23 protein-coding genes are annotated in these 24069 nt (G+C 27.8%); all 23 read right to left on the bottom strand.

From position 1 onward, the window contains the following. Positions 1 to 60: 60 nt before the first annotated feature. Entirely contained in the window at positions 61 to 1503 is a 1443-nt protein-coding gene (locus BUA70_RS10400; protein WP_072897076.1) for a TrkH family potassium uptake protein, read from the bottom strand. A gap of 2 nt (positions 1504 to 1505) precedes the next feature. Continuing rightward, the gene (gene trkA / locus BUA70_RS10395; RefSeq protein WP_072897074.1) at positions 1506 to 2870 is read right to left on the bottom strand and encodes a Trk system potassium transporter TrkA; all 1365 of its coding nucleotides are present in this window, start codon (positions 2868 to 2870) and stop codon (positions 1506 to 1508) included. Positions 2871 to 3104: 234 nt separating this feature from the next. Continuing rightward, positions 3105 to 4244, bottom strand: coding sequence for an ABC transporter permease (locus BUA70_RS10390; protein WP_072897071.1), 1140 nt, complete (start codon positions 4242 to 4244; stop codon positions 3105 to 3107). Position 4245: 1 nt separating this feature from the next. After that, positions 4246 to 5373, bottom strand: coding sequence for a SagH family ABC transporter permease subunit (locus BUA70_RS10385; protein WP_072897069.1), 1128 nt, complete (start codon positions 5371 to 5373; stop codon positions 4246 to 4248). Positions 5374 to 5385: 12 nt separating this feature from the next. Further along, entirely contained in the window at positions 5386 to 6321 is a 936-nt protein-coding gene (locus BUA70_RS10380) for an ABC transporter ATP-binding protein (protein WP_072897067.1), read from the bottom strand. A gap of 11 nt (positions 6322 to 6332) precedes the next feature. Then, positions 6333 to 7067 carry a SagF family protein gene (locus BUA70_RS10375; protein ID WP_072897065.1) on the bottom strand — a complete coding sequence of 245 codons (735 nt, stop codon included), beginning with the start codon at positions 7065 to 7067 and terminating at the stop codon, positions 6333 to 6335. Further along, positions 7057 to 7707, bottom strand: a complete 651-nt coding sequence (locus tag BUA70_RS10370; protein WP_072897063.1) for a CPBP family intramembrane glutamic endopeptidase — start codon at positions 7705 to 7707, stop codon at positions 7057 to 7059. The genes BUA70_RS10375 and BUA70_RS10370 overlap by 11 nt, the downstream gene beginning before the upstream one ends. Beyond that, complete coding sequence (locus tag BUA70_RS10365; protein WP_072897060.1) at positions 7682 to 9040, bottom strand: YcaO-like family protein; 1359 nt, start codon at positions 9038 to 9040, stop codon at positions 7682 to 7684. Before BUA70_RS10365 ends, BUA70_RS10370 begins: the two co-directional genes overlap by 26 nt. Positions 9041 to 9054: 14 nt before the next feature. After that, the gene (locus BUA70_RS10360) at positions 9055 to 10137 is read right to left on the bottom strand and encodes a streptolysin associated protein SagC (protein WP_072897058.1); all 1083 of its coding nucleotides are present in this window, start codon (positions 10135 to 10137) and stop codon (positions 9055 to 9057) included. Between the two features lies 1 nt (position 10138). Continuing rightward, positions 10139 to 11092, bottom strand: coding sequence for a SagB family peptide dehydrogenase (locus BUA70_RS10355; protein ID WP_072897056.1), 954 nt, complete (start codon positions 11090 to 11092; stop codon positions 10139 to 10141). A gap of 148 nt (positions 11093 to 11240) precedes the next feature. After that, the gene (locus BUA70_RS10350) at positions 11241 to 11405 is read right to left on the bottom strand and encodes a streptolysin S family TOMM toxin (protein WP_072897054.1); all 165 of its coding nucleotides are present in this window, start codon (positions 11403 to 11405) and stop codon (positions 11241 to 11243) included. A 339-nt stretch (positions 11406 to 11744) separates the two neighbouring features. Continuing rightward, positions 11745 to 12902: an iron-containing alcohol dehydrogenase gene (locus tag BUA70_RS10345; RefSeq protein WP_072897052.1), complete on the bottom strand. Its 1158-nt coding sequence runs from the start codon at positions 12900 to 12902 to the stop codon at positions 11745 to 11747. 96 nt (positions 12903 to 12998) lie between these two features. Next, complete coding sequence (locus BUA70_RS10340) at positions 12999 to 13424, bottom strand: GlcG/HbpS family heme-binding protein (RefSeq protein WP_072897050.1); 426 nt, start codon at positions 13422 to 13424, stop codon at positions 12999 to 13001. Positions 13425 to 13446: 22 nt separating this feature from the next. Further along, a complete protein-coding gene (locus BUA70_RS10335; protein ID WP_072897048.1) occupies positions 13447 to 13959 on the bottom strand; it encodes a cob(I)yrinic acid a,c-diamide adenosyltransferase in 513 nt (170 codons plus the stop codon). A 20-nt stretch (positions 13960 to 13979) separates the two neighbouring features. Beyond that, positions 13980 to 14345: a glycerol dehydratase reactivase beta/small subunit family protein gene (locus BUA70_RS10330; RefSeq protein ID WP_242977325.1), complete on the bottom strand. Its 366-nt coding sequence runs from the start codon at positions 14343 to 14345 to the stop codon at positions 13980 to 13982. Continuing rightward, positions 14345 to 16183 carry a diol dehydratase reactivase subunit alpha gene (locus BUA70_RS10325; protein ID WP_072897047.1) on the bottom strand — a complete coding sequence of 613 codons (1839 nt, stop codon included), beginning with the start codon at positions 16181 to 16183 and terminating at the stop codon, positions 14345 to 14347. Before BUA70_RS10325 ends, BUA70_RS10330 begins: the two co-directional genes overlap by 1 nt. 34 nt (positions 16184 to 16217) lie before the next feature. Then, a complete protein-coding gene (locus BUA70_RS10320; RefSeq protein ID WP_072897046.1) occupies positions 16218 to 16640 on the bottom strand; it encodes a diol dehydratase small subunit in 423 nt (140 codons plus the stop codon). A gap of 21 nt (positions 16641 to 16661) precedes the next feature. Beyond that, positions 16662 to 17237, bottom strand: coding sequence for a propanediol/glycerol family dehydratase medium subunit (locus BUA70_RS10315; protein WP_072897045.1), 576 nt, complete (start codon positions 17235 to 17237; stop codon positions 16662 to 16664). 18 nt (positions 17238 to 17255) lie between these two features. Next, entirely contained in the window at positions 17256 to 18920 is a 1665-nt protein-coding gene (locus BUA70_RS10310) for a propanediol/glycerol family dehydratase large subunit (protein WP_072897044.1), read from the bottom strand. 377 nt (positions 18921 to 19297) lie between these two features. After that, complete coding sequence (locus BUA70_RS10305) at positions 19298 to 20065, bottom strand: response regulator transcription factor (RefSeq protein ID WP_072897043.1); 768 nt, start codon at positions 20063 to 20065, stop codon at positions 19298 to 19300. A 15-nt stretch (positions 20066 to 20080) separates the two neighbouring features. Next, the gene (locus BUA70_RS10300) at positions 20081 to 21322 is read right to left on the bottom strand and encodes a sensor histidine kinase (RefSeq protein WP_072897042.1); all 1242 of its coding nucleotides are present in this window, start codon (positions 21320 to 21322) and stop codon (positions 20081 to 20083) included. A 250-nt stretch (positions 21323 to 21572) separates the two neighbouring features. Further along, positions 21573 to 22310 carry an ATP-binding cassette domain-containing protein gene (locus BUA70_RS10295; RefSeq protein WP_072897041.1) on the bottom strand — a complete coding sequence of 246 codons (738 nt, stop codon included), beginning with the start codon at positions 22308 to 22310 and terminating at the stop codon, positions 21573 to 21575. A gap of 10 nt (positions 22311 to 22320) precedes the next feature. Beyond that, positions 22321 to 23895 carry an ABC transporter permease/substrate-binding protein gene (locus tag BUA70_RS10290; protein ID WP_072897040.1) on the bottom strand — a complete coding sequence of 525 codons (1575 nt, stop codon included), beginning with the start codon at positions 23893 to 23895 and terminating at the stop codon, positions 22321 to 22323. Between the last annotated feature and the right edge of the window lie 174 nt (positions 23896 to 24069).

Here is a 24069-nt window from a genome sequence, read left to right as displayed (position 1 = left end):
CTTACTTTATTTTTAAATAATATGTTTTCTTTTTTTAACATATGTATTAATTAATAAAATTTATTTTCTTAATCTAAAGGGCTTAAATAAAATTAACATTGGATATACTTCTAATCTTCCTGCCAACATACAAAAAGAAAAAACTAATTTACTTATTGGAGAAAAACTACTAAAGTTTCCTGCTGGTCCAACTACACCAAAACCAGGCCCAATATTACTCATAGTTGCAAGTACTGATGAAAAAGTACTTTCCATATCCATTCCATCTATAGATACTATTAAAGTAGCTATAAGCATTATTGCAATATATACAAAAACAAATATAGAAACTGCTGAAACTGTTTGTTCTTCTACTGCCTTATTATCAAGTTTTACAGATTGAATTATATTAGGATGCATTATTCTATTTATTTCTCTTTTTACAGCTTTAAATAATACTACTAAACGAACAGTTTTTATTCCACCACCAGTGGATCCTGCTGAAGCTCCCATAAGCATTAAAAAAGTTAAAATAACTTTACTAAGAGTTGGCCAGAGATCAAAGTTAGTAGTTGAATATCCTGTTGTTGTTACTAAAGATGCAACCTGAAAGGATGACTGCCTAAATGATTCTCCAATAGAATTTCCATAAAGACCTCTAATATTAAATGCAATTATTACCATAGAAATAGCTACAAGACCTAAATAATACCTAAGTTCTTCATTTTTTAAAGCTTGCTTTATGTTACCATTTAACATTTGAAAATATAAAGTAAAATTCACACCAAAAAGTAACATAAAAACTGTTATTATTACCTCTATATAAACATTATTATAAGCTCCTACACTAGCATTCATATTAGAAAATCCTCCAGTACCTGCAGTACCAAATGCATGAATTAAAGAGTCATAAAAATTCATACCTGCAATTAAAAGTAAAACTACCTCTACTGCAGTCATTGCAAAATAAATTAAATACATTATTTTAGCAGTCTGTTTTATTTTAGGAACAAATTTTCCAGGTGTAGGTCCTGGGCTTTCCGCTCTTAATAAATGTATAGTATTTGCTCCAAAGGAAGGCATTAATGCTAATGTAAAAATTAAAACACCCATACCTCCTACCCAGTGAGTAAAACTTCTCCAAAATAATATTCCCTTAGGAAGAGATTGAACTTCTGTTAAAATAGTTGCTCCTGTAGTTGTAAAACCTGAAACAGTTTCAAAAATACAATCTACAAAAGAAGGTATTGATTTACTTATATAAAAAGGTAAAGCTCCAAAAAAAGAAATAGCTATCCAACAAAGAGCTACTGTTAAAAATCCTTCCTTTGCATAAAAAGTTTTCTTTTTAGGTTTTACTAAAGACATAACTGTTCCAACAACTAGCATTAGTAAAATAGTTATTATAAAGCTCGTAGCATCTTCTCCGCCATAACATAAAGAGGCTATTAAGGGAAATATCATAACTAAGGCTTCATATTTTATTACATTACCTAAAACCTTAATTATTACTAGGTAATTCATATTTAGATTCCCTCCTTAGCTATGATGTCATTTATATCCATTATATTTTCTATTTCGGTAACCATAATTACACTATCCCCATTTTTTATAACGTCATTTCCTTTAGGAATAATTATCTTATGATCTCTAACTATAGTAGCTAATAATACTCCACTTTTAAACTTTATATCCTTTAGTGGTTTATTTAAACATTTAGTAGTTGAATTTGCTGAAAACTCAACAGCTTCTGCTCTATCTCCAACTATTTTATATAAATTTTCTATTAAACAGCCTTCTTTATTTTTTAAAGATCTTACATATCTTATAATTTTATTGGCTGTAACTATTTTAGGACTTATAACACTTTCTACTCCTACCTTTTTAACTATATCATTATAATTAACCCTTGTTATTTTTGTTATAACATTATGAACTTCTGAATTTAACGCAAAAAGGGAAGTAACTATATTTTCCTCATCCCTATCTGTTAGGGCTATGAAAGCATCCATTTCATTTAAGCTTTCACTTTCTAGAAGCTCTTGTTCTGTACCATCTCCATGTATTATAATAGCTTCTGGTATAGATTCATTTAGCTCTTGGCACTTTTCAAAGTTTTTTTCTATTATTTTAATTTTAACACCAAATTTTGTAATAAGCTTTGCTAAATAATAGCATATTCTTCCTCCACCTATTACCATAACATCCTTAACTTTTTTCTGATATTTACCAAGATCCTGTAAAAAATATGTAATATTCGGGTGATCTCCCATAACGTAGACTTTATCATTAGTCTCTAATACAAAATTTCCATCTGGAATAAACACTTCATTATCTCTTTCCACTGCACAAAATAGTACTACCCATTTTTTCATATCAATATCGCAAATTCTTTTTCCAACTATTTTATCTTCTTTAAATAGTCTAAAACTAACTAAGTCTACTTTACCTTGTGCAAAATTATCTACGCTAGAAACAGATGGGAATTTAATTAACTGAGAAATTTCTGCTGCTGCTTCTTTTTCTGGATTTATTATCATATCAATTCCTAATTCATCCTTTAACATTAAAAGCTCTTCTGCATATTCTGGATTTCTAATTCTAGATATAGTATGCTTTGCACCTAATTTTTTAGCAGCTAAACAGCATAACATATTTCTCTCATCACTATTAGTAACTGCAATCATAACATCAGCTCTATATATCTCTGCCTCTTGAAGTACTTTTACACTAGTACCATTTCCTTTAATACACATTACATCTAAGTTATCCATAGCGCGTTTAAGAGCTTCTTGATTTCTATCTATGATAGTTACATCATTGCCTTCCTCTGATAAATGCTTTGCTAAGGTATAACCCACCTTTCCGTCACCTATAATTACAATATACATTTCTGCCTTACCTATCCTTTCATATCCCTATATTATAATTAAAATTTTATTGATAAAATTAACATATTATTAAATATATTATTAATTGGTTCAAATACATTATACAATAACTTTTTTTTTTTTCAATGATTGTAAAAGGCTTTCATAAATCTTAAATAAAATATAAATTTTCAGCAAAATCAAAAAATAAAAGAAAGCCTTGTATTATATTTATACAAAGCCTTCTAATATATACTATATATAGCTTTTTTGCTCTTCATTTTTTCTTAAATTAATTACTGCTAATAAAAATAAAATTATTGCTATAAATAAAATTATTATTATATAGGGAATTAAATTTATAAAATTAACTCCATCTTGAAGAGAGGTTATTATTTTTAGTGTCCAAGTTTGCGGAAGTATTAAAGCTATCTTTTGCATTACCTTTGGCATAAATTCTATAGGCCAAAAACAACCAGATAACATACAAGTAGGTACAATTATAGCATTAGATAACTGTGATACTTGAGCACTAGAGCTACTTACTGACGCAATAAATATGCCAAGAGCCACTGATACTAAGCTAAAAATTCCTAAAGTTATAAACATATACCCCATAGATATATGCGGATTTAACTTTAATATTTTAAAAGCAACCAATATTACTATAATTTGTAATATATTAAAGAAATAATTTGCTAAGGCATTTCCTATTATATATTTCCACATATTAAGAGGAGATGCACTTAATCTTTTAAATACTCTATTTGCTTTATCTCTTGCTATAGTTCCAGCAGAAATTGTTGCTCCTGTAAGCATAAACACAAGTAATAATCCTATACTTTGTTTTGATACATCTAAGCTTTCTGTTATATCATCTATCTTTTCATTTTTAATTGATATTTTTTTATTTTTAAAGTCATCATAAACTTTAAAGAATAAATCTTTATCTCCATTTGAGCCTTTGCTTATATCTAAAAGATCTGATATATAATAATTTAAGTAATTTTCTTGCCATATAGTAGACTCTGCGCCCTTAATAGAGACCATATCAACTTTAGATAAATTTCCGCTTATTATTTCCTCTTCAAAGCCCTTATTTAGTATAATCACAGAATTTAACTTTTCATTTAATATATTTTCATCAATACTATTTTTGTCTACGTAAAAAATTTTAAAACTTTCTTTTTTTGTTAAATACTGAACTAAATCCTTAGATAGTTTACTTTCATCTTCATCACAGACTCCAATATTTATAACTGGCTTTTGAGATGTATTTAACGCTTTACTTATAAATATGCTCATTATAGGAAGAAGCATAAAAACTAATATACTTGATTTTTTTCTTAGTGTTAATTTAATAACATTTTTCATAACTGAAATTATTTCTGACATTTTATACTTCCTCCCCTCTTCTTATTAAATAAGGTATTATTAAAAATACTAAAGCTACAATTATGTTTATAACTATTGCAGTATTAACTGTTTCTACATTTCCACCATATATTATTCGAAGTATTGCATTATTAGTCCATTTTAATGGTGAAACATTAGCTATTAAAAGCAATATATTGTTTTGTCCAAAAGTCTCTAAAGGTATATAAGCTCCTCCTAAAAAGTTTAAAAGTACTATAACTACATTAGCTACTGTACTTGAAACATTAGGGTTTCTAAAAATTCTAGCAAGTCCCATTCCTAGTGAAATTGTCATAAAAATTAAACTTAGAATTATTAAAATTATAGGAGTTAAATTATCTCCCCAATTAGCCTTAAATATATATTTTGTAAATAAAAATAATACAGCTATTTGAAGGGTAACTACTATAAAAGCTCCTGTAAGCTTTCCTAAAAAAAGTTTTAACCTATTTACAGGGCTACAAGCAATCCTAGTCATTGTACCTCTAGCTCTCTCCCCTATTATTGTCATTGCTCCTGTTAAACTTCCATATAAAACTATCATAGTTAACATAGTAACAGAGTAATAATCTTTAGCTGTTGGCTTTGCTGCCTTATTTAAAGATTTTATCTTAACATAATTAGGAGTTGAGTTAAAATCTACAAACTGAAGTCCTATAGGATTATTTTCCTTTATACTTTTATATGCATTATTTCTTTCCATATATATGTCTAAAAGGTTAGTAACTAAAGATGCATTAAAGTCTTTTATTTTGTTACTATATACAATAATGTTTTCCCCATCTTTTATATCTAAATAACAGTCTAATTTTCCTCTTTTAATATTTTCTATTGCCTCTTTTTCATTATCTTCTTTTGTAAAATTTATATTAAGTTCTTCCTTAGAATCATTAAAAAAATCTTCTAATTTATCAGTATCTTCACTTTTTTTATCTATTGTATAAGATATATTAGTTTTCGGAATTTCTAAATCTTCCTTACCAAAGAAAGAAGAAAGAGCATTTCCTAAAATAAATATCATTATTATAGGAAATAGTATCATCCAAAACATAGCTTTTTTATCTCTAAGATTTTGAAGCACTTCTTTTTTTACTATATTAAAAAACAATTAAATCCCTCCTTAATCTCTTAATTTTTTGCCAGTAAGATTAAGGAAAACAGTTTCTAAATCTACAGTAGTTTTTTCTATTTCCTTAATAGATATTTTATTATTCATTAAATAACTTAATATGCTATTTAAGTTATCATTTTCTATGCTATGATTTATTTCAAGTATATTACCTTTTAAAGTAACAACTTCTACACCATCTATTTCTTTTAGATCTTCAAGGTTAATTTTTATCTCATTATTTGACGTAATAATTAATTTATTAAAATCCTTAAAATTATTTTTTAATTCTTCTTTTGTTCCTTCTGCTATTACCTTTCCTTTATCTATAATAGCTATTTTAGTACATATAGCTTCTACTTCTTCCATATAGTGACTTGTATATATAATAGTTGCCCCATTACTATTTAACTTTTTAATAGATTCTAATATATGATTTCTTGATTGAGGATCTATTCCTACAGTAGGCTCATCCATTATTATTAATTTAGGCTCATGAACTAAAGCACAAGCTATATTAAGTCTTCTCTTCATTCCGCCAGAAAACTTTGATGGAAAACTTTTAGCCTTTTCTTTAAGACCAACAAATTCTAAAGCCTTCATAGCCTTTTCTTTAAGAACTTTTCCTTTAAGGCCATATATACTTCCAAAAAACATTGTATTTTCTAGGGCAGTTAAATCTTCGTATATTGCTATATCTTGAGGAACTATACCTATTTTCTTTTTTATTTCCTTTGATTTTTTGCTTATTTTATCACCAAATATAAGTATCTCTCCTTCACTTGGTGATAAAAGACTACAAATCATATTTATTGTTGTACTTTTACCTGCTCCATTAGGTCCTAATAGCCCATATACCTCTCCTTCTTCTACGGATAAATTTATATTGTCTACTGCTTTAAAGTTTCCAAATTTTTTAGATAAATTTTTTATCTCCAATATTTTCATTACATTTCCTCCTATTTTTTGAAAACCCAAAAATTAATAATAATCATAAATAGTAAAATGGTATATATTATATTTCCTGTAAAACCATAAAGTATATTCCCTATAAAGACACACCAAAATCCATAAAAAAACATTATAATTTTTGTTTCTCTTTTATTCATTAATAGGCTTTTCCCTAATCCATATATTATAGAAAGAATTAAAATTCCTTCTATAAAATTAAACTTAAATATGTATATAATTATAAAATTAAAAATTAAACAATATAAAATAGATTCTATTATAGATACTAATAAAGGCCTTATAAATCTACTATATATAAGATATTCTTTATTAATCTCTATCCAAGATATTTCTGAAATGGCTTGCACCACATTTTTCTTTAAAATTAAGGATAAAAAAATCATTATACTCATAAAAAACATCTGAACTGTTATTATTAAAGATGTAATTAAAGCTATTATTGATTTTAATGCTTCATTACTTTTATATAATCTAAAAATAGAACTATCTAATTTATAAACTTTAAATGATATAAAGAAAATCATTGAAAATACTAATAAATATACAATAAATCTTATGATAAAAATATATTTTCTTTTCTCTAAATTAATAATTCTATTTATATATAAATAGCTCTTTTTTATAAATGGATTTTTAAAATTAAATCTGTTAATTAAATTTACCAAAACAGAGCTTAATAAAAGTAATATAAAAATTTCAATATATATACAATTAATTCTCATATTTTAGTCCTCTTTTTATTACAACAATATTTTCAACACAATGAGTTATAATAGGAATAATTATAGAACCACTAAAAACATATAGTAATCCATATATAAATCCAATTAATATTTTTTGAAGTATAACTTTATTTCCTATAAATATATGATTAAAACCATAGGCAATTCCAGAAACTAAAACTATAATATATATATTCATATTACCTTTTAAAAGATTAAACCATGTTTGTCTAAATATTAATTCTTCACATAATCCAATAGTTAAAGTAAATATATATATTTTTTTTGTATTTATAACTCCCTTACTTTTAAAAGATATCTTTCCTATTTTTTTACCCTTTAATTTTATTAATAATATTCCTACTAAAATCTCTATTCCTATATTTATCGGAACCATAACAAGAGCTATAATATACCAAAAATATTCTATTTTAAAATTTATATAAAATATATTTTTGTCTAATAAGTATATAAAAACAACCTGAACAATTAATAAATATGATAGTAATTTTAAAAAGAATAAATTATAGTTCTTTCCTTTATTTACTCCTGGAAAATTAACTATAGTTCCTATTAGAGAAACTGGGTTTATAGTAAATAATATTAAAATAATACTAAGGCATAGGGTGTGGATATTCATTTATCACCCCTCCATTTTGTATCATTCTAGGATGATTCTTAAAAGGAAACTCTGGAATACACATCTCTAAAATTTCAGGAATTAAAACTCTCATAGTATACCATCCCTTATCCCTAAGTTCTGGTGATGTTATATCTAGATAAACTGCATATTCACTTATTTCTTTTACAGCTTTTATAAGCTCTTTAATTTGATTATCACAGTCTAAATCACCTATAGTCTTTATATCACTTAAATTTATTTCTCCATCTATAAAATCATCTATTAATTTATTCTTTTCATCTATAAGTTCTGGAGTACTATAAAACAAAACATTTAAATCTAAATCTAAAAACTCTAATTTATTATTCATAACATGAGATATTAACTGTCTATTATATATAGTGTTAAAATATCCACTATGAGCTATTGATACCCCTTCCATAATAGATCTATAAAGTCCATTTCTAATATCAAAATCACCTTGAAGTCCAAATAATAAATAAGGAATTTTTTTATCCTTTCTTCTTAAAAAAGTTCCAAAGGTTGGTACTGGATTATCTTCTAAAGTCATATATAAAGGAATTATTTCATAAACAGATTTATCATAAAGTCCTATATCATCTAAAACCTTCTTTAAAATTTCATCATCGATTTTTATTTTCTTACACTTTTTCTTACAATGCCAAGTTATCATAAAAGAATCTATCTGAAGATATTCTACAATAGCATTTATCAAAGCTTTTTTTAAATCTATATGAGAAGCTGTCCCTGTACTAAAGCCTTGTATATATTGCTTTTCACCTTTATCTTCACTTACTTCATATCCAACAAAAAGCATTGATGCTGGAACCCAAATATCTTCATCCTTTTTTATTAAAGAAGGACATTTTACCCATCCTATAACATCATCTTCTGTTATTCTTTTTGAAGAAAAGTAATTTAAATTTTTTGATATCTCCTTCAATTGATTTTCCGTAAAGACATCTATATATTTTAAAGGCATAACCTTACCTTTTTTGCACATTTCTTTATATGTACCATAAACTATTTTATCTTCTATTAATTTAGGTGCTACCATAGAAGAATATCTTTCTATGCTTTCTCCTGTATACTTTATAAGAGATTCCTCATAGTAATTTCCATATCCGATTATATGATATTGAACATCTCCATTTTGTCTTTTTAAAATAGATTTATGGTATTTAGGCATATTTCCTGTTATACTTTTTATTCCTATAGTTTTATCTTGATTTATAAGAGGCATAGCTGTAGCTTTTATAATTCCACTTTGGTTCCCAGAAACTTTATTAAAAGTACTTAAAACCTTATTAAAGCTTGGATAAAATTTCATAGTAAATCGTCCCCTTATCTTAAATTATCTAAAATATTATCTACTACTGTTCTAGAAGATACATTTAGCTCTTGAAATTTAGCCTTTGCTACATTACCACAAGTTGGGCAATATGGAACCCTTAAAAGATCTTGAACCTGTATTTCTAAAGTTGGAACATAAATATTTAAAACTCTATTCTCAAATTTACAAGTTCCATAATTAGATAATAAAAAAGCTTCTGCCATAACTAAATTAGTTATTATATTTAAAATAGGAATTATACCCTTATTTATGTCCTTAGTTTCCTTAGAGAATTTAAAATTTTCAAAATTATGATAAGATACATGATCTTCTAACCTTGAAAGAGTTCTCTCTCCAAAACATTCTAAACACCCTGTTTTAGGATAATTTGTACTTAAAGCTGTTATAAAAGGACCATCAATAAAAGAACATATCACTGGAATTTCTTTTTCTGTAGCTAATTTATTTATATTTCTTATTGTCATAAGTTCTGGTCTTTTAAAGCAAATTACTATTCCTTCATATTCTTTTATTTCTGATTTTAGATTTTCTATATCTGTTAAAATCTCTAAAGCATTTATATTAGATGTTAAATCTTTTTCTCTAATTTTTGAATAAAGATCTTCATCTATAATATCTATATTAAGTTCCATTTCATCTATAAGGATTTTTGCCATCTTTTTAGAAAAACTATTATCTGTTACAAAAAGTAATTTTCTATTTTTTTTATTTTCTAGTCCATCTTTTAAAAGATATCTATAATCTCCTAAAAGAGCTGTTGTAATTTCATTAGATAAGGCTCTTTCCTTTTCTGTAGTAATCATACCTGCTGATACTAATCCATCTAACATATTAATTAAATTAGTTTTGTTATCTTTAGATATTTTTAAATCCTCTAAAAAATCTTTATTTATTTTTTCTCCTAATCTAAGCTTATTTATAACTTTTCTAAGCGCTTCTTTAAATTCATCATCTTCTTTGCTTAAATTAAGAACTGCTTCATTATAGTTCCAAAGTCCTAACTTAAACCTTATTTCATTTTCTCCATTATCAAAAATTCTAAGACTATCATTTATGCAATAATTTTTTTCCATGTTATTCCCCTTCTTTTCCAATAATGGTCATGTGAATTACGTGGTTTGTTATTCCATCTAACTTAAGTACTTTTTCTAAATACTGTTTATCATATCCACCTATATCACAACTTCCATATCCTATAGCAGTAGCTGTAAGCTGAATATTTTGTGCTATCTCACCACTTTCTATAAAAGCAAAAGCAGCTCCTGCATCTCCATATTTTCTACTATTTATGTACATGTTATATACATATATAAAAAACACATTAATGTTTTTTGAAGTTATATTAGAAAACTCTGCAAACTTTTCTTTATCTATATTATCTAATTTTAAATTTACAGGTTTTAAGCTATGAGAATAAGGATAATATAAATAAATTCCATCATCTAACCCCTTAACTTTACTAATATAAATATATAAATTTATTGGATATAATCCACCTGCTGAAGGATTATTTCTAAGTTTTATATTATCGCTACATCCTAAATTATTTTTAAATTCTATTTCTCCAGATATACCCTGTCCATAGTACAATAAATTAGATAAATCTTGGATAGACATTATATTATTTTTATATTTTCTTACACTTCTTCTTAAAGAAATAGTTGCCCCTAAAGAAGCCTTTATATTTTTAGCCTTAGGAAGATTTATTATATCCTCTATTTCTTCTTCTAAAGCTTTATTAGCTGCTGTTAATGCTGCATTCTGCTGAAAAAAACTTGAAAGTCCAGCTCTAAAGCCTAAATTTTCATTATTAGTTCTATAATTTAAAAGATATTCTTCTGATAAAAATCTATTTTCCTTTGAATATAAATTTCCTTTCAAAACAGTATCTGGTGTTTTCATTACTGTTGAATCTGCATAAGTAGACATACTACAATATTGAGTATTAAAAGATATTATTTGCATTTCGTAAGGATATCTACTACCATTATCTTTTTTATCTTTATTTTCTTTCTTTCTTTTAAACATAAAAATACCTCATTTTTTTAAAAATACAAAAAATAGTTATCCTTCAATAATTACATAAAGTCCAAAAGGAATTTATCTATAATTATCTTTTATAAATAACCCTTTTGGACCTTAATGATTAAATGTTAATTAGCTTTTGGCTAACTATTTAGTTTCCATTCACTGGTACTGGAACTGGTGCTGATGAAGCATTTCCACCTACTGATACTGATACACAGCAGCAGCAACTACAACAACAGCATGCACCTGGAGCAACAGCTACCTCTTCCATATTATTACAAGTGTTTTGGATACTATTTTTGAATTCTAACATAGTTAATCCCCCTTTTCACTGATGTTATAAAAGGATAAGCTATAAATTTATAACTTGTCCACTTTTACATTATATACTATTTTTTTACCACAGTAAACATTTTCTACTATTTTTTTCTATTTTTATTTTTCAAATATAAATTTTATAAATATATTTATAGAATTTAATCAAATTTTATACTATAAATTTATTTTTTATACTTATATTCCATAAAATTACAATTAGTTTTTTATAATTTATTTAATACTTTAAAAAAATAAATAAAAAACTCTCATAAAGAAATTAAAATTTCTTTATGAGAGAGTTTATTTTATAATTTACAATTTACCTAATTAGAAATTAAAATGCAGCTTTGAATATGTTGATTATATCTTTTTGATTTCCTTTTCTTGGGTTACTGAAAGCATTTCCGTCTTTTAATGCCATTTCAGCCATGTATTCGAAATCTTCTTCTTTTATTCCCATTTCTTTTAAGCTTGAAGGAATTCCGATATCCTTTGAAAGCTTGAACATTGCATCGATAGCTTTTTCAGCAGCTTCCATAACTGATAATCCTTCAACATTTTCTCCCATAAATACAGCTATATCAGCAAACTTTTGTGGGTTTGAAATTAAATTGTATCTTTCAACGTGTGGAAGAAGCATAGCATTTGCAACACCATGAGGCATATCATATAATCCACCTAATTGGTGAGCCATAGCGTGAACATATCCTAAGTTAGCATTGTTGAATGCCATACCAGCTAATAATGAACCATATGCCATGTTTTCTCTTGCAACTAAGTTTTCACCTAAAGCAACAGCTTGTCTTAAGTTTCCTGATATTAATTTTATTGCTTGTATAGCAGCAGCATCAGTTACAGGGTTTGCATCCTTTGATACGTAAGCTTCTATAGCATGAGTTAAAGCGTCCATTCCTGTAGCAGCTGTTAAACCAGCAGGTTTTTTAACCATTAATTCTGGATCGTTAAATGAAACTAATGGTAAGTTTCTCCAGCTTACTATAACGAATTTAACCTTAGTTTTAGTGTTAGTTATAACACAGTGTCTTGTAACTTCACTTGCTGTTCCAGCTGTAGTATTAACTGCAACTATTGGAGGAAGTGCTTTAGTTAAAGTTTCTATTCCAGCATAGTCATAAAGATCTCCTTCATGAGTAGCTGCAATACCTATACCCTTACCACAGTCATGTGAACTTCCGCCACCAACTGTAACTATCATATCACAATTTTCATCTTGGAATATTTTTAATCCGTCTTTAACGTTAGTATCTTTTGGGTTTGGCTCAACTGCATCATAGTATGCAACTTCTATTCCAGCTTCTTTAAGTGATTTAACAGTTAATTCAACTGCTCCACCTTCCATGTTTCTTAAGAATTTATCAGTAACTATTAAAGCTTTCTTTCCGCCTAATATTTTACATCTTTCTCCAACTAATTTTACACAACCAGCGCCCATAAAGTTAACGCTTGGTACTAAATAATCGTACATTCTCATTATAAAATTCCTCCTAATAAGTTAATATCAATTTAATGGATATTAAATTCATAATTCATCTATATTAATAAAATTATAGAAAACTAATTTAGCTTTTTATTTGTTAAAAGCATCTACTGCAGCTTGCGCTATAGCCATATCTTCCTCTACAGTTCCACCACTTACTCCAACTGCACCAACAACTTTTCCATCAACAACTATTGGGAATCCACCACCAAATGGTACTATTCTGCAGTTATTTGTAAGTTGAAGTCCATATAAACTTTCTCCTGGTTGAACTACTGGAGCTACCTCATGAGTTCCTTGTTTTAAAGCTGCTGCTGTGAAAGCTTTGTTTATAGCTATATCTATACTTGTTACAAAAGCATCTTCCATTCTTTCCATAAACATTAAATTAAGTCCTGCATCTACTGCTGCAAAAACAACTGGAACCTTTATTTCTATTGCTTTAGCTTCAGCTGCTTTAGCCATTTCTTTAACTACTTCTAAACTTAATTGTTTAACTTCATTTAGCTTTTTCATTATGAAACATCTCCTTTTAAAATTATTTTTCCTCTTCATATCTTGCCATTGCATATAAGCAATCTGACAAACGATTTATATACATTCTAAGCTCTTCTCTTATAGGCTCTTCTTTAGAAAGTGTGGCTATTCTTCTTTCCGCTCTTCTTGCTACAGTTCTTGCCACATGTAAAGCTGCTGATACCTTATCTTTTCCTGGAGTAACAAATCCTTTAAAAGGGCCTGCCTTTTCCATATACTTATCAATAAGGCTTTCTAATTTTTCTATATCCTCATCAGTTATAACTTCTTTTAAATAAGTTAATCCCTTTTCATCACTTGCAAGCTCTGCTCCTAGTACAAATAATTTCTTTTGTATAGATTCAATAGCTTCTTTTTCATCTTTATCATTAGCTTCTGCAAAAGCAACTCCCATAAATGATATAAGCTCATCTACAGTTCCATACGCTTCAACCTTTAGGCTGTCTTTTTCAACTCTGCTTCCACCAAATAAAGCGGTAGTTCCCTTATCTCCAGTTTTGGTATAAATTTTCATAATACCTACTCCTTATATATCTACTTAAAAGCAATTCCTTTAACTAATCTTCCAGCATTAGCACCTAAGTCTCTTAAAGTATTACTTTCATCTTTTAAACTTGCAATAAATAATGGCTCTTCTTCCTTTAACTTGTTAAAAGTTAGAGTTATCTTTTCAGAATCATCAATTCCAATACCTACTGCTAATCTTGATTTACAAGCTGCCATATGGCTTAATTCTTCTGAGGATAAAAGCTCTTCCTTTGAGAAAACCTCACAAGGAATTCCTTCTTCTTCTATTCCCCATAATATTTCATTAAGCTTATCTAAATCTTTAAGTTTTGAAGAATAGTACAATTGAATACTTGGTACTTCATATTCAAAATACTTCATTAACATTGCCATTAGTCATTTACCCCATTTTCATCAAAAGCTAATATAAGTCCTGTTGCAACTGCATTTCTAGGTCCTTCAACACCTCTTATATTTCCCCTTCCAGCTACTACTCCATATTGTGATAGAGCATCAGTAACTAATTGTGGAACTTCAAAGTCTAAAGATGAACCTCCAACTAAAACTACAAATTCTATATCTCTTATACTTCCTGTTGGTGAAACTATGCTTAATGCTCTTAAGCAGTTAGTTACAAAAACTTTTTCCTTTGCAGATCTTCTTATATTTCTTATTTTTTCTAGGGATGTTTGGCCATCTATTGGTACTAACATTCCATCCTTAATTATTACAACTTTTGCAAATACAGATGGATCTAATGGCTTTTCAAAAAACTCTACTGTACCATCTTCATGTCTTATATGGAAAAGACTTTCTACTTTAGCTAGTGGATATTTTTTAATGTCCTCTGCTAAATTAAAATCTTCTAATCCAAGCTCTGATTTTATAAGCATTGTTACCATGTTTCCTGCACCAGCTAAATGTATTGAAGAAATTTCACCTTGCTTATTTATAATTGATGCATCTGTAGAACCTGCTCCCATATCTAGAATAGCTAGTGGTGTACTACTACCTGGAGTTGTTAAAGCTCCTCTTATTGCCATATCAGCCTCTACTCCACCAACTTCTACTGGAACCTTTAGTTCTTCCTCAAGTTTATTAGCTATCATTTGCATTTGAAGCTTATCAGCTTTAACCATTGCAGCGATTCCAACAGCATTTTCCATTGAAAATTCTTCTGCAAGACCACCCTTTACCTTTTGAGGTATAAAAGTATCAACAGCTAATAAATCTTGAATCTTTATATCACCAATTTTTTGCTTAGTAAGGTCTGCCATTACCTGTCTTACTCTTTCAAGCATTCCGCCAGCATTAGTACCAGCTTCACCTTTTATATCTTCAATTGGTACACATAACTTTACAGCATTCATTATCTTTTCTGCACCATGCTCAACATCTATAACTTCTTTACGTTTTTGTCCATCTATATGAATCTTACCTGCTGGTATTCTCTTTTCTTGAACATCACCTTTTGGAGTTTTAATAACTACTGCAGATCTATTTCCAATTAAAGCTCTAGATATAGGTACTATCATTTTTGTCTCTTCTGATGTAAGATCAAAAACTGTAGCTATACCGTATGGGTTAGATAAATGTTCTATAACATCTCCTTGAGAAGCCACTTCTACTGCTGCTTTCATTCCTACTGGAACTTTTTCAAGAAGCATTACTTCATCAACTATTGGAATTTTCTTATCTAATCTATTATTTATAAGAACTCCATCATCTCTTTGAACTACAGCTGCTGTTATATTTATTCCTCTTTTAACTGCAGCATTTAATCTTGCTGCAGCTTCTAAGAAGTTAACTCTCCTTAAAATAAGAGGTATATATTGATTTTCTTTAGAACTTTCAGGATCTAAATTATCTAAGTCTTCTATATATATAGTTTCTCCAATACCAAGTCCTACTCCACCAGGTGTAGATGGATTATGACCTATCATTGTAGATTCAGTTATAATGGTTTCTGTTATAGTTTCCATAGCAACATCACCTATAACCGGCGCTGCTTCATTTATTCTAACTAAATCTAAATCATCTAAAGTTAAGGATGCTTTACCTAATGCTTGCTTTAAAGAGGAAAAAACTCCTTCTATATTCTTTTCAGTTCCTTTAATCCCTGTTGTTGGAACTATTCCACTGGAAAGAAAGTTTATTTCTCCGTTTTCAACTTTTGCTAGTGCTAATTCTGTAGTAGCATTACCAATATCTACACCTGCAATAATTTTCATTATTTTTCCTCCTAGTTTAAAGCTAAATTAGTAATTATTCTTCTCTTAGCTTCTTTCTTTGTTCGTAAACTTCAACAGCTTCTCTTACGAAACTTGCATTAACCTTTGCTCCGTATACTGTTTCAAGTTCTTCTGCAATTGCTAAAAGCTCTTCTTTAGTTGAACGATATGGTCTTAGTGCATTATATATCTCTAAGATTCTATCATCTGGAACTTTTATAAGTTCAGCTGCTCTTCTAAAGTTTCTTGCTATAGCATCTCTATTCATTCCTTCTGCTATTTGAGCTTGCATCTCTAAAGTTTCTGGTGAAATTCTAACGTCTTCTGGTTTAACTTCTCCACTTAAAACTTTTTCTAAAGTTATATCTTGTAAGCTCATACCTGTTGGAGTTTTTATGCTCTCAGGTCTTTTAGTAGCTAAAGGATAATCTTTTGGATTCATTCTTCTTTGTTCCATAACACTAATCTCCCTTTACAATTAAAATTCAACTTTTATTTCTACTGGTTTTGCACCAACAACTACATGTTTAGTTTCTTTAATATGTAATAATGCTGCTTTAGCCATAAATTTTGGTCTTGCCATTTGGTCGTTCTTAGTTGGAACTGGTGTTGGGGATTCTCCCTTAGCATATTTTGCAGCATTTTTTCCTATTAATCTAAATATTTCAGGAGTTAAAAGTGGTGCTTGTGGAAATAATTCTAAGTTATTTAAAGGAAGTAAATCCTTTTGGTGTATAACTGTAGTTCCTTTTGATTGTATTCCTATTCCTATTCCTGATCCACTTAATTTAGCTGCATCATTTGCTATAAATGAAACGTCTGAAGTTCTTATTATTCTAACTACACGAGCAGTTAATCCTTCTTCTTCTATTCCAGCTATAAGTTCTGTTAAAACTTCATCATGTGGTATATCAACTATTGTTTTATGTTGGAATTTGTGAAAAGCTGGTGCTAAACCTATAACAACTTCATCAGCCTTAGTTCCAACTTTAGCTTCTCCTACTTCTGTAAGTGTAAGCTCTGGCATAACATATTGATTTGTTGTATTCTCCATATCATTCACCTCTGCTTATTATTCTATATCCTCTGGTTTTATTACGTTTGGAATATTCTTTATTTCATTCCATCTTTCTTCACTGATTCTATAACCAGTTCCAGGTCCCATATAGTCATTTACATCATTAACTGCACTTATAACATCAAAGTTATTATCTAGTATAGCTGATGTTTGTAAATAGTCACCTGTTACTCTTTGCTTAAGCATGTTTAATATGTTGTTTGCAACATCATCAAATCCACCTACACTTAAAGCTTTAACTATATCAATTCCTGTTACTCTCTTTTTAAGCATTTCTTCTGCAGCCTTTAAATCTTCAACTACATTTCTTTCAGGCATATCTTTACTTCCGTGAGCATAAGTTGCTGCTTCAACTTCTTCATCAGTTATAGCTGGGAAACCTAACTCTCTAAATACAACTTGTATTGCTCTTGCTGCCTTATTTCTTATTGCTATAGTTTCTTCTTCTGATACTGGTCTTAATCCACCATCTACCATTAAGTCTCTTTGAAGAACATTATAATCATCAAAATCTTCAGCATCGAAGTTTGAACCTGCAAACATATTATCATAGTTTGGAACTGCACTATATCCTGAGAATATAAAGTCTGTTCCAGGAAGCATTTGCATTAATGTTCTAGCTGTTCTTCTTATATCTGAATGTGAGAATGTTTGGTCATTTGCTGATGCAACTTCTATATCAAGCATTGCAGCTATTAAGTTTTCACCAAGTACCGCTCTTATTCCTGATGGAACTGATCCTGTCATACCTATACAGCTAACAGCACCATTTTGAAGTCCTTGAACCCCAGCACCTTTTGTTATGTATATACATCTTGACTCTAGGTATAGCATTGATTTTCCTTCTGCATATCCCATTAAAGCTTCTGAACCTGTTCCTGATGTGTATCTCATCTTAAGACCTCTTGAAGCATAAGCTGATGCTAAGAATGCCTTAGACCATGGAGTATCATCTCCATCTGTAAATACTGATTCAGTACCATATACTGAAACTGTTTCTGCATAACTTGTAAGTCCTCTCATACCAAGGTCAAGCTCTGTAGCTTCCTCAACTGAACATTGAGTTAAAACTCCACCACGGCCTACTTGTGAACCTATAAGTATAGCTAAGGCATTAAATGGAGCATATCTTACTATACCAACTGTAGTTTCTTGCTCTGAGAAACCTCTTATTCCAGCTTCTGCTGCATCTGCTGCTATTTGAACTGGATTGTCTTTTAAGTTAGTTACGTGACATTGGTTTGAAGGTGTTTTTCTAGCTCTCATCTTTTGAAGTGCCATCATCATTTCAACAACATTCATGTGAGAAACAACTTCAACTACCTTAGCAGGTGTTATTGATGTTGTTATATTAACTATCTCATCTCTACTAACATTTATATCTACAAGTTTTTTTGCTATATCTATTGAATCTAAACTCATAGCTTTTTCTGCATTTTCTAAATTAATTGCATAATCTGCTATGAATCTATCTATCATATCAAATTGATCTCTTGTTTTGTTATCTAATTCTACTACTTTTCCATTTTCAATTTTTATTGAAGGCTTAGGATCGTTAGGGCTACCCATTGCTATTAACCCTTCTTCTGGCCATTCACCGATAAGACCATCTTGATTTACAGGACGTTTTGATAAAACCTGGAATCTTTTTGATTTCACTTCCGTTTCCTCCCTTTAACATAACTTTAAAATTTATTTTTGTTATTTTTTTATCGATGTTTAAATTGTAATATAATTAGTTGTAATTGCCATTATAAATTCTTGTGTTATTCTTGAACTTTATTGATTAGTTTCGAATAAAAAAATTGCACTTTTTTATTATTTTTTTAAATTATAGACAAAAAACTCCTATAAAAACTATTAATTATCACTTATACAGAAAAATTTTTGCGTTTTAAGAAGTTACATCTTACTTATTGTATTTTTTTTAAATTCAATGTCAAAAAAATCTCATTTAAATAAAAAACGCTATTTAGTTGATAACTTTTAAACTTTTAAGTTATCAACTAAATAGCATTTTAATTTTTAATACTTTTTTATTTATTTTTTATATAAGTTTCTCTATACTTTTTAGGAGTAACCCCTTCTAACCTTTTAAAAACTCTTATAAAATAACCGCAGTCTTCAAATCCTAAATCTAAAGCTAAATTTAAAATAGGAGTATCTGTAAGTTCTAGTATTTCCTTTGCCTTATTTATTTTTACGTTATTTACATAAGAAATAAAATTTAGCCCAACCTCTTTTTTAAAGAGTTTACTAAAGTAACAGGGACTTAAATTACAAACAGAAGCTACCTTCTCTAAACTAATATTTTCTTTCAAATTATCATTTATATAGTCTATTGCAAGTTTTACAGGAGAATCACTTTTCAAATCCTCATATCCTTTAAAGTCTTCATTATTATTTTTTTTTATTCCAAAACTATTATTGTTAATCTTTAAATTAACAATAATCTTGTTTAAAACCTCTAAAAGTTCTTCCGGCTTCACTGGTTTTAATATATAATCATTAACTCCTAAAACTAATGCTTTTCTAATAAGTTCAAAATCATCATAAGCTGTAACCATTACTATAATTTTATTAGGATATTCAGTTTTTATTATTTGTGATGCTTTTATTCCATCTATCCCAGGCATTTTTACATCCATAATTATAATATCTGGGTTAAATTCTTTATTAAGTTCTAAAGCTTCTCTTCCATTACAGGCTTCCATCAAAGTAAAATCAATCATTAATTTATTTAAAATAAATTTTAAGGCTTGCCTTTCAAGAGATTCATCATCAACAATCATTATTTTTAACATATTTATTTTCTCCTATTATAATTCTTTAGGAATAGTAACTTCAACTAATGTACCTTTTCTTATTCTACTTTCTATATTAATTTTATAATCATCACCATAATAGTGGGCCATTCTTTTATTAACATTATTTATTCCTATTTTCTCCAAATCAGTTCCATATTTAAATTTAAGTTCTTCTTTAATTTCATTTAACTTTTCTCTTGATATACCAATACCATTATCCTCTATGTATATACTTACTAAATCCCCTTTATCCTCACAATAAATTTTTACCCATCCACCTTCTTCTTTACTTTCTAATCCATGAACTACAGAATTTTCAACAAAGTTTTGAAGTATCATAAATGGAATTTTTACCCCTTTTAATTTAGAATCTATATTTATTTCGTAATTTAGTCTTTGAGCAAATCTTATTTTTTGAAGATTTAAATAAGATTCTATATATCCTATCTCCTCTTCTAACCTTACAATTTTATTAGCTTTCTTTAATGTATATCTAAGTATATTAGATAAATTATAAATAACTTCTTGAGTTTTAGTTGCATTTTCTACTATTGCAAGGGAAGATATACTATTTAAAGTATTAAATAAAAAATGAGGATTTATTTGAGACTGTAAAGCCTTTAACTGGCAAGACTTATATTCTTTTTCAAGTTCTGCTTGAGCCTTTTTGCTTTCCATAAACTTTATATTTTTTTCATTTAATTCTTTTTGAGCTATCTTTAAAAAAGCTTCCTCCACTATATAGTTACTTATATGAAACATCATCTCAGCAACAGCTTCTAACCTTTTTTGCTTTATAACTGGTAACTTTTTGTAAGCATTTAAAATTTTTTCTCTTTCTTCCTCTTCTAAATCTTCAAAATCATCCTTAGTTACCATTATATCTTCAAACTCTATATCATTATCATCTTCTATAAGAACTTGACCTGCCATAACAGAACCTAAATACTGACCATTTACTATTATAGGGGTTGCAAAATCTATAAGACCTCTATGACATCTATATATATAAGGCTTTTCTAACCTTGCAGCCTCTAAACCACCTCTTGAATCACATCTTTCACATACTTCTGAATAAGTTTTATTGGCTCTCATAAGTTTACAAAATTCACTACATCTACTATGCTTTGTTGCAGGCTTTCCTTTAAAATCTACAGTTATTATAGACATTTCTGTAGCCTCTGCTATATCATCCTGTATTTTTTGAAACTTATCTATTTCTAATACATCTTTTAAATTTAATAATGTCCCCAATAACACACTCTCCTCACTGCTTTTTTCATAAGTAATCTACAAAATTCAACAGTTTTTATTTTTTTCTAAATTATATTTAATATAATTATATTATTTTGATTATTTTTTTTCAATAAAATAATCTACTTATAAACTCTAAAGTATTAGCTTTCCTTAAATACAAAAACCTTAATAAATATAGATACTACCTATATTTATTAAGATTTTAAAAAGCTTTAATATTTAGAAAACTTTTATTATAATGTAAAATTTACATAATTTCATCAATTAAATCAGAAACAAATTTATTTTTAGGATTATTCTTTATATAATTACAATCTCCTAATTGAACTATTTTGCCTTTATTCATAATAACTATTTTACTTCCTAATTTAAAAGCCTCTTTAATATCATGAGTTACAAAGAAAATAGTCATATTAAGCTTTTTCTGTATTTTTAATATTTCATCTTGGAGAACCCTGCGAGTTATTTCATCAACGGCTCCAAAGGGTTCATCCATTAATAATATTTCTGGATTAGAAGCTAATGCTCTTGCAATCCCAACTCTTTGCTTTTGTCCTCCACTTAATTCACTAGGATATCTATAAATCAATTCTTTATCAAGCTCTACTATATCCATAAGTTCTAAAACTCTTTTTAAATTATCTTTACATTTATCCTTCTTTAAATTTAAAACATAAGAAATATTTTTTTCTATATTCATATGAGGAAATAAACCTATACCTTGAATTACATATCCTATATTTCTTCTCATATCTATAATATCTCTAGAAGATATATTTTCTCCATTAATTCTTACTTCTCCATTATCTGGTTTTAAAAGACCATTTATTAACTTTAGAACAGTAGTTTTTCCACTACCAGAAGTGCCTATAACAGTTATAAATTCTCCCTTATATATATCTAAATTAAAATCAGATAAAATTTCATTATCTCCATAAGATTTTTTTACATTTTTAAAGCTTATTATAGGAATCCTTTCATTCATAACCTATCACCTATTCTATTAATCCCTTTCTTATTAAAAAATCTCTTGCAACTTCACTATCTTCTTTTTTATTTATTTCAACTTCATAATTCATATGGATTATTTCTCTTTCAGTTATTTGATTATTTAAAAGCTTTAATACATCTTCTAATCCTTCATAATTTTCAAGAGTTTCTTCTCTTACAACAGTACCTGCTAAATAACTAGGAAAAAATTCTTTATCATCTTCTAATATTCTAAATTCATCACTTTTAAGCTGAGCATCTGTTGAAAAGGCATTAATAACATCTACTTTTTTAGAAGATAATCCTTGATATTTTAATCCAATATCTAAATCAAGTTTACTTTTAAAATCTAAATTATATTTTTTAGATAAAGCATCATAGCCATCATTTCTCTCGTAAAAATCATACTCTGCGCCAAATATAAGGTTTGAACTGAACTTAGTTAAATCCGAATAGGTTTTTATATTATTATCTTCTCCAAAATCATTATCTATTATAAGTGCATAGGTACTATTATACCCATATAATCCAACCCAATTAAAATTATATTTTTCTTTATATTCCTCTTTTAACTTTTCGTAAAGTTTATCCTTATCCTTCATAGGTTTATTTTTAAGAACATATTCCCATGCAGTACCAGTGTATTCAGGATATAAATCTATTTCTCCCTTTTCCATAGCAGGATGAATATTAGCTGTACCTCCTCCTATTCCTTTCTTTATCTCTACCTTCAAATCTAATTTATTTTCAATTAATTGAGCTAAAATTTCTGATAGTATATATTCCTCTGTAGTTGGCTTAGATCCAATAACAATAACTTTATTATCTTTTAAATTAGTAAATATAAAACCTAATAAACTAAATAAAATTAAACTTATTAAAATCGGTTTTAATAGTTTCTTTTTTAAATATTTATTTTTATTTAATTTCAAGCTATTTCCTGCAATTCTATAATTTATATTCTTCTCGATTTTTCTTAAAATCCAATCTGAAAGTAAAGCAATAATGGATATTAAAAAACTTCCTGCAAAGGTCATAATAGGATTATTAGTTGTTATCCCTCTCCAAATAGCAACCCCTAATCCTCCTGCTCCTATAAAAGAAGCTATTCCACATAAAGCTATGGTCATAACTACCATATTTTTAAATCCTGCAAATATTACAGGTAATGCTAAAGGAATTTTTATTTTATAAAGTATTTGAAAATTAGTACTTCCCATCCCCTTTGCTGCTTCTATAATCTCATCATCTATATTTTTAATACCTGTATAGGTATTAGTAACCATAGGTAATAACCCGTATATAGATAAAGTTATAATTGCAGTAGTATTTCCAACTCCGGAAACAGATACTAAAAATCCTAAAATAGCAATAGAAGGGATTGTATATAAAAAATTAGTTGCTCCAATTATAGGATAGGATAACTTCCTATTTTCTGATATTATTATTCCTAAAATAATACCTATAATAGCTGAAATTATTATAGATATAAAAGATAGCATTAAATGTTGCCCTGCTAACTCTAAAAAAAACTCTCTTTTTTCTACATATAAATTAAAGACTTCTTTAATAAATTCCATCATATATCCTTTCTTAATTATAAATGCTTATTTTACATATAATTTATTTTTACTATCTTTTATAAATATTTTTAATGAAATTAATTTATAACTTAATTAATTTATATTTATATAAAATTTATATATAAATTTAATATATAAATTTATATATTAATTATTTATATTAATTAAAAA

The sequence above is a fragment of the Clostridium fallax genome, from assembly GCF_900129365.1.
Classification (GTDB): Bacteria; Bacillota; Clostridia; order Clostridiales; family Clostridiaceae; genus Clostridium_AH; species Clostridium_AH fallax.
Note: the sequence above shows the minus strand (reverse complement) of the source record. Positions and strands in the feature narration are given on the sequence as shown.

Excerpts from the sequence above, each read along its gene's own strand:
- BUA70_RS10350 (WP_072897054.1), bottom strand. The coding sequence starts at position 11,405 with ATGTTAGAATTCAAAAATAGTATCCAAAACACTTGTAATAATATGGAA.
- BUA70_RS10340 (WP_072897050.1), bottom strand. The coding sequence starts at position 13,424 with ATGAAAAAGCTAAATGAAGTTAAACAATTAAGTTTAGAAGTAGTTAAA.
- BUA70_RS10295 (WP_072897041.1), bottom strand. The coding sequence starts at position 22,310 with ATGAATGAAAGGATTCCTATAATAAGCTTTAAAAATGTAAAAAAATCT.
- BUA70_RS10325 (WP_072897047.1), bottom strand. The coding sequence starts at position 16,183 with ATGAAAATTATTGCAGGTGTAGATATTGGTAATGCTACTACAGAATTA.
- BUA70_RS10320 (WP_072897046.1), bottom strand. The coding sequence starts at position 16,640 with ATGGAACAAAGAAGAATGAATCCAAAAGATTATCCTTTAGCTACTAAA.
- BUA70_RS10400 (WP_072897076.1), bottom strand. The coding sequence starts at position 1,503 with ATGAATTACCTAGTAATAATTAAGGTTTTAGGTAATGTAATAAAATAT.
- BUA70_RS10335 (WP_072897048.1), bottom strand. The coding sequence starts at position 13,959 with ATGAAAATTTATACCAAAACTGGAGATAAGGGAACTACCGCTTTATTT.
- BUA70_RS10375 (WP_072897065.1), bottom strand. The coding sequence starts at position 7,067 with ATGAGAATTAATTGTATATATATTGAAATTTTTATATTACTTTTATTA.
- BUA70_RS10290 (WP_072897040.1), bottom strand. The coding sequence starts at position 23,895 with ATGGAATTTATTAAAGAAGTCTTTAATTTATATGTAGAAAAAAGAGAG.
- BUA70_RS10390 (WP_072897071.1), bottom strand. The coding sequence starts at position 4,244 with ATGTCAGAAATAATTTCAGTTATGAAAAATGTTATTAAATTAACACTA.
- BUA70_RS10370 (WP_072897063.1), bottom strand. The coding sequence starts at position 7,707 with ATGAATATCCACACCCTATGCCTTAGTATTATTTTAATATTATTTACT.
- BUA70_RS10305 (WP_072897043.1), bottom strand. The coding sequence starts at position 20,065 with ATGTTAAAAATAATGATTGTTGATGATGAATCTCTTGAAAGGCAAGCC.
- BUA70_RS10380 (WP_072897067.1), bottom strand. The coding sequence starts at position 6,321 with ATGAAAATATTGGAGATAAAAAATTTATCTAAAAAATTTGGAAACTTT.
- trkA (WP_072897074.1), bottom strand. The coding sequence starts at position 2,870 with ATGTATATTGTAATTATAGGTGACGGAAAGGTGGGTTATACCTTAGCA.
- BUA70_RS10355 (WP_072897056.1), bottom strand. The coding sequence starts at position 11,092 with ATGTTTAAAAGAAAGAAAGAAAATAAAGATAAAAAAGATAATGGTAGT.
- BUA70_RS10315 (WP_072897045.1), bottom strand. The coding sequence starts at position 17,237 with ATGGAGAATACAACAAATCAATATGTTATGCCAGAGCTTACACTTACA.
- BUA70_RS10365 (WP_072897060.1), bottom strand. The coding sequence starts at position 9,040 with ATGAAATTTTATCCAAGCTTTAATAAGGTTTTAAGTACTTTTAATAAA.
- BUA70_RS10360 (WP_072897058.1), bottom strand. The coding sequence starts at position 10,137 with ATGGAAAAAAATTATTGCATAAATGATAGTCTTAGAATTTTTGATAAT.
- BUA70_RS10330 (WP_242977325.1), bottom strand. The coding sequence starts at position 14,345 with ATGGCAATGTTAATGAAGTATTTTGAATATGAAGTACCAAGTATTCAA.
- BUA70_RS10345 (WP_072897052.1), bottom strand. The coding sequence starts at position 12,902 with ATGAGAATGTACGATTATTTAGTACCAAGCGTTAACTTTATGGGCGCT.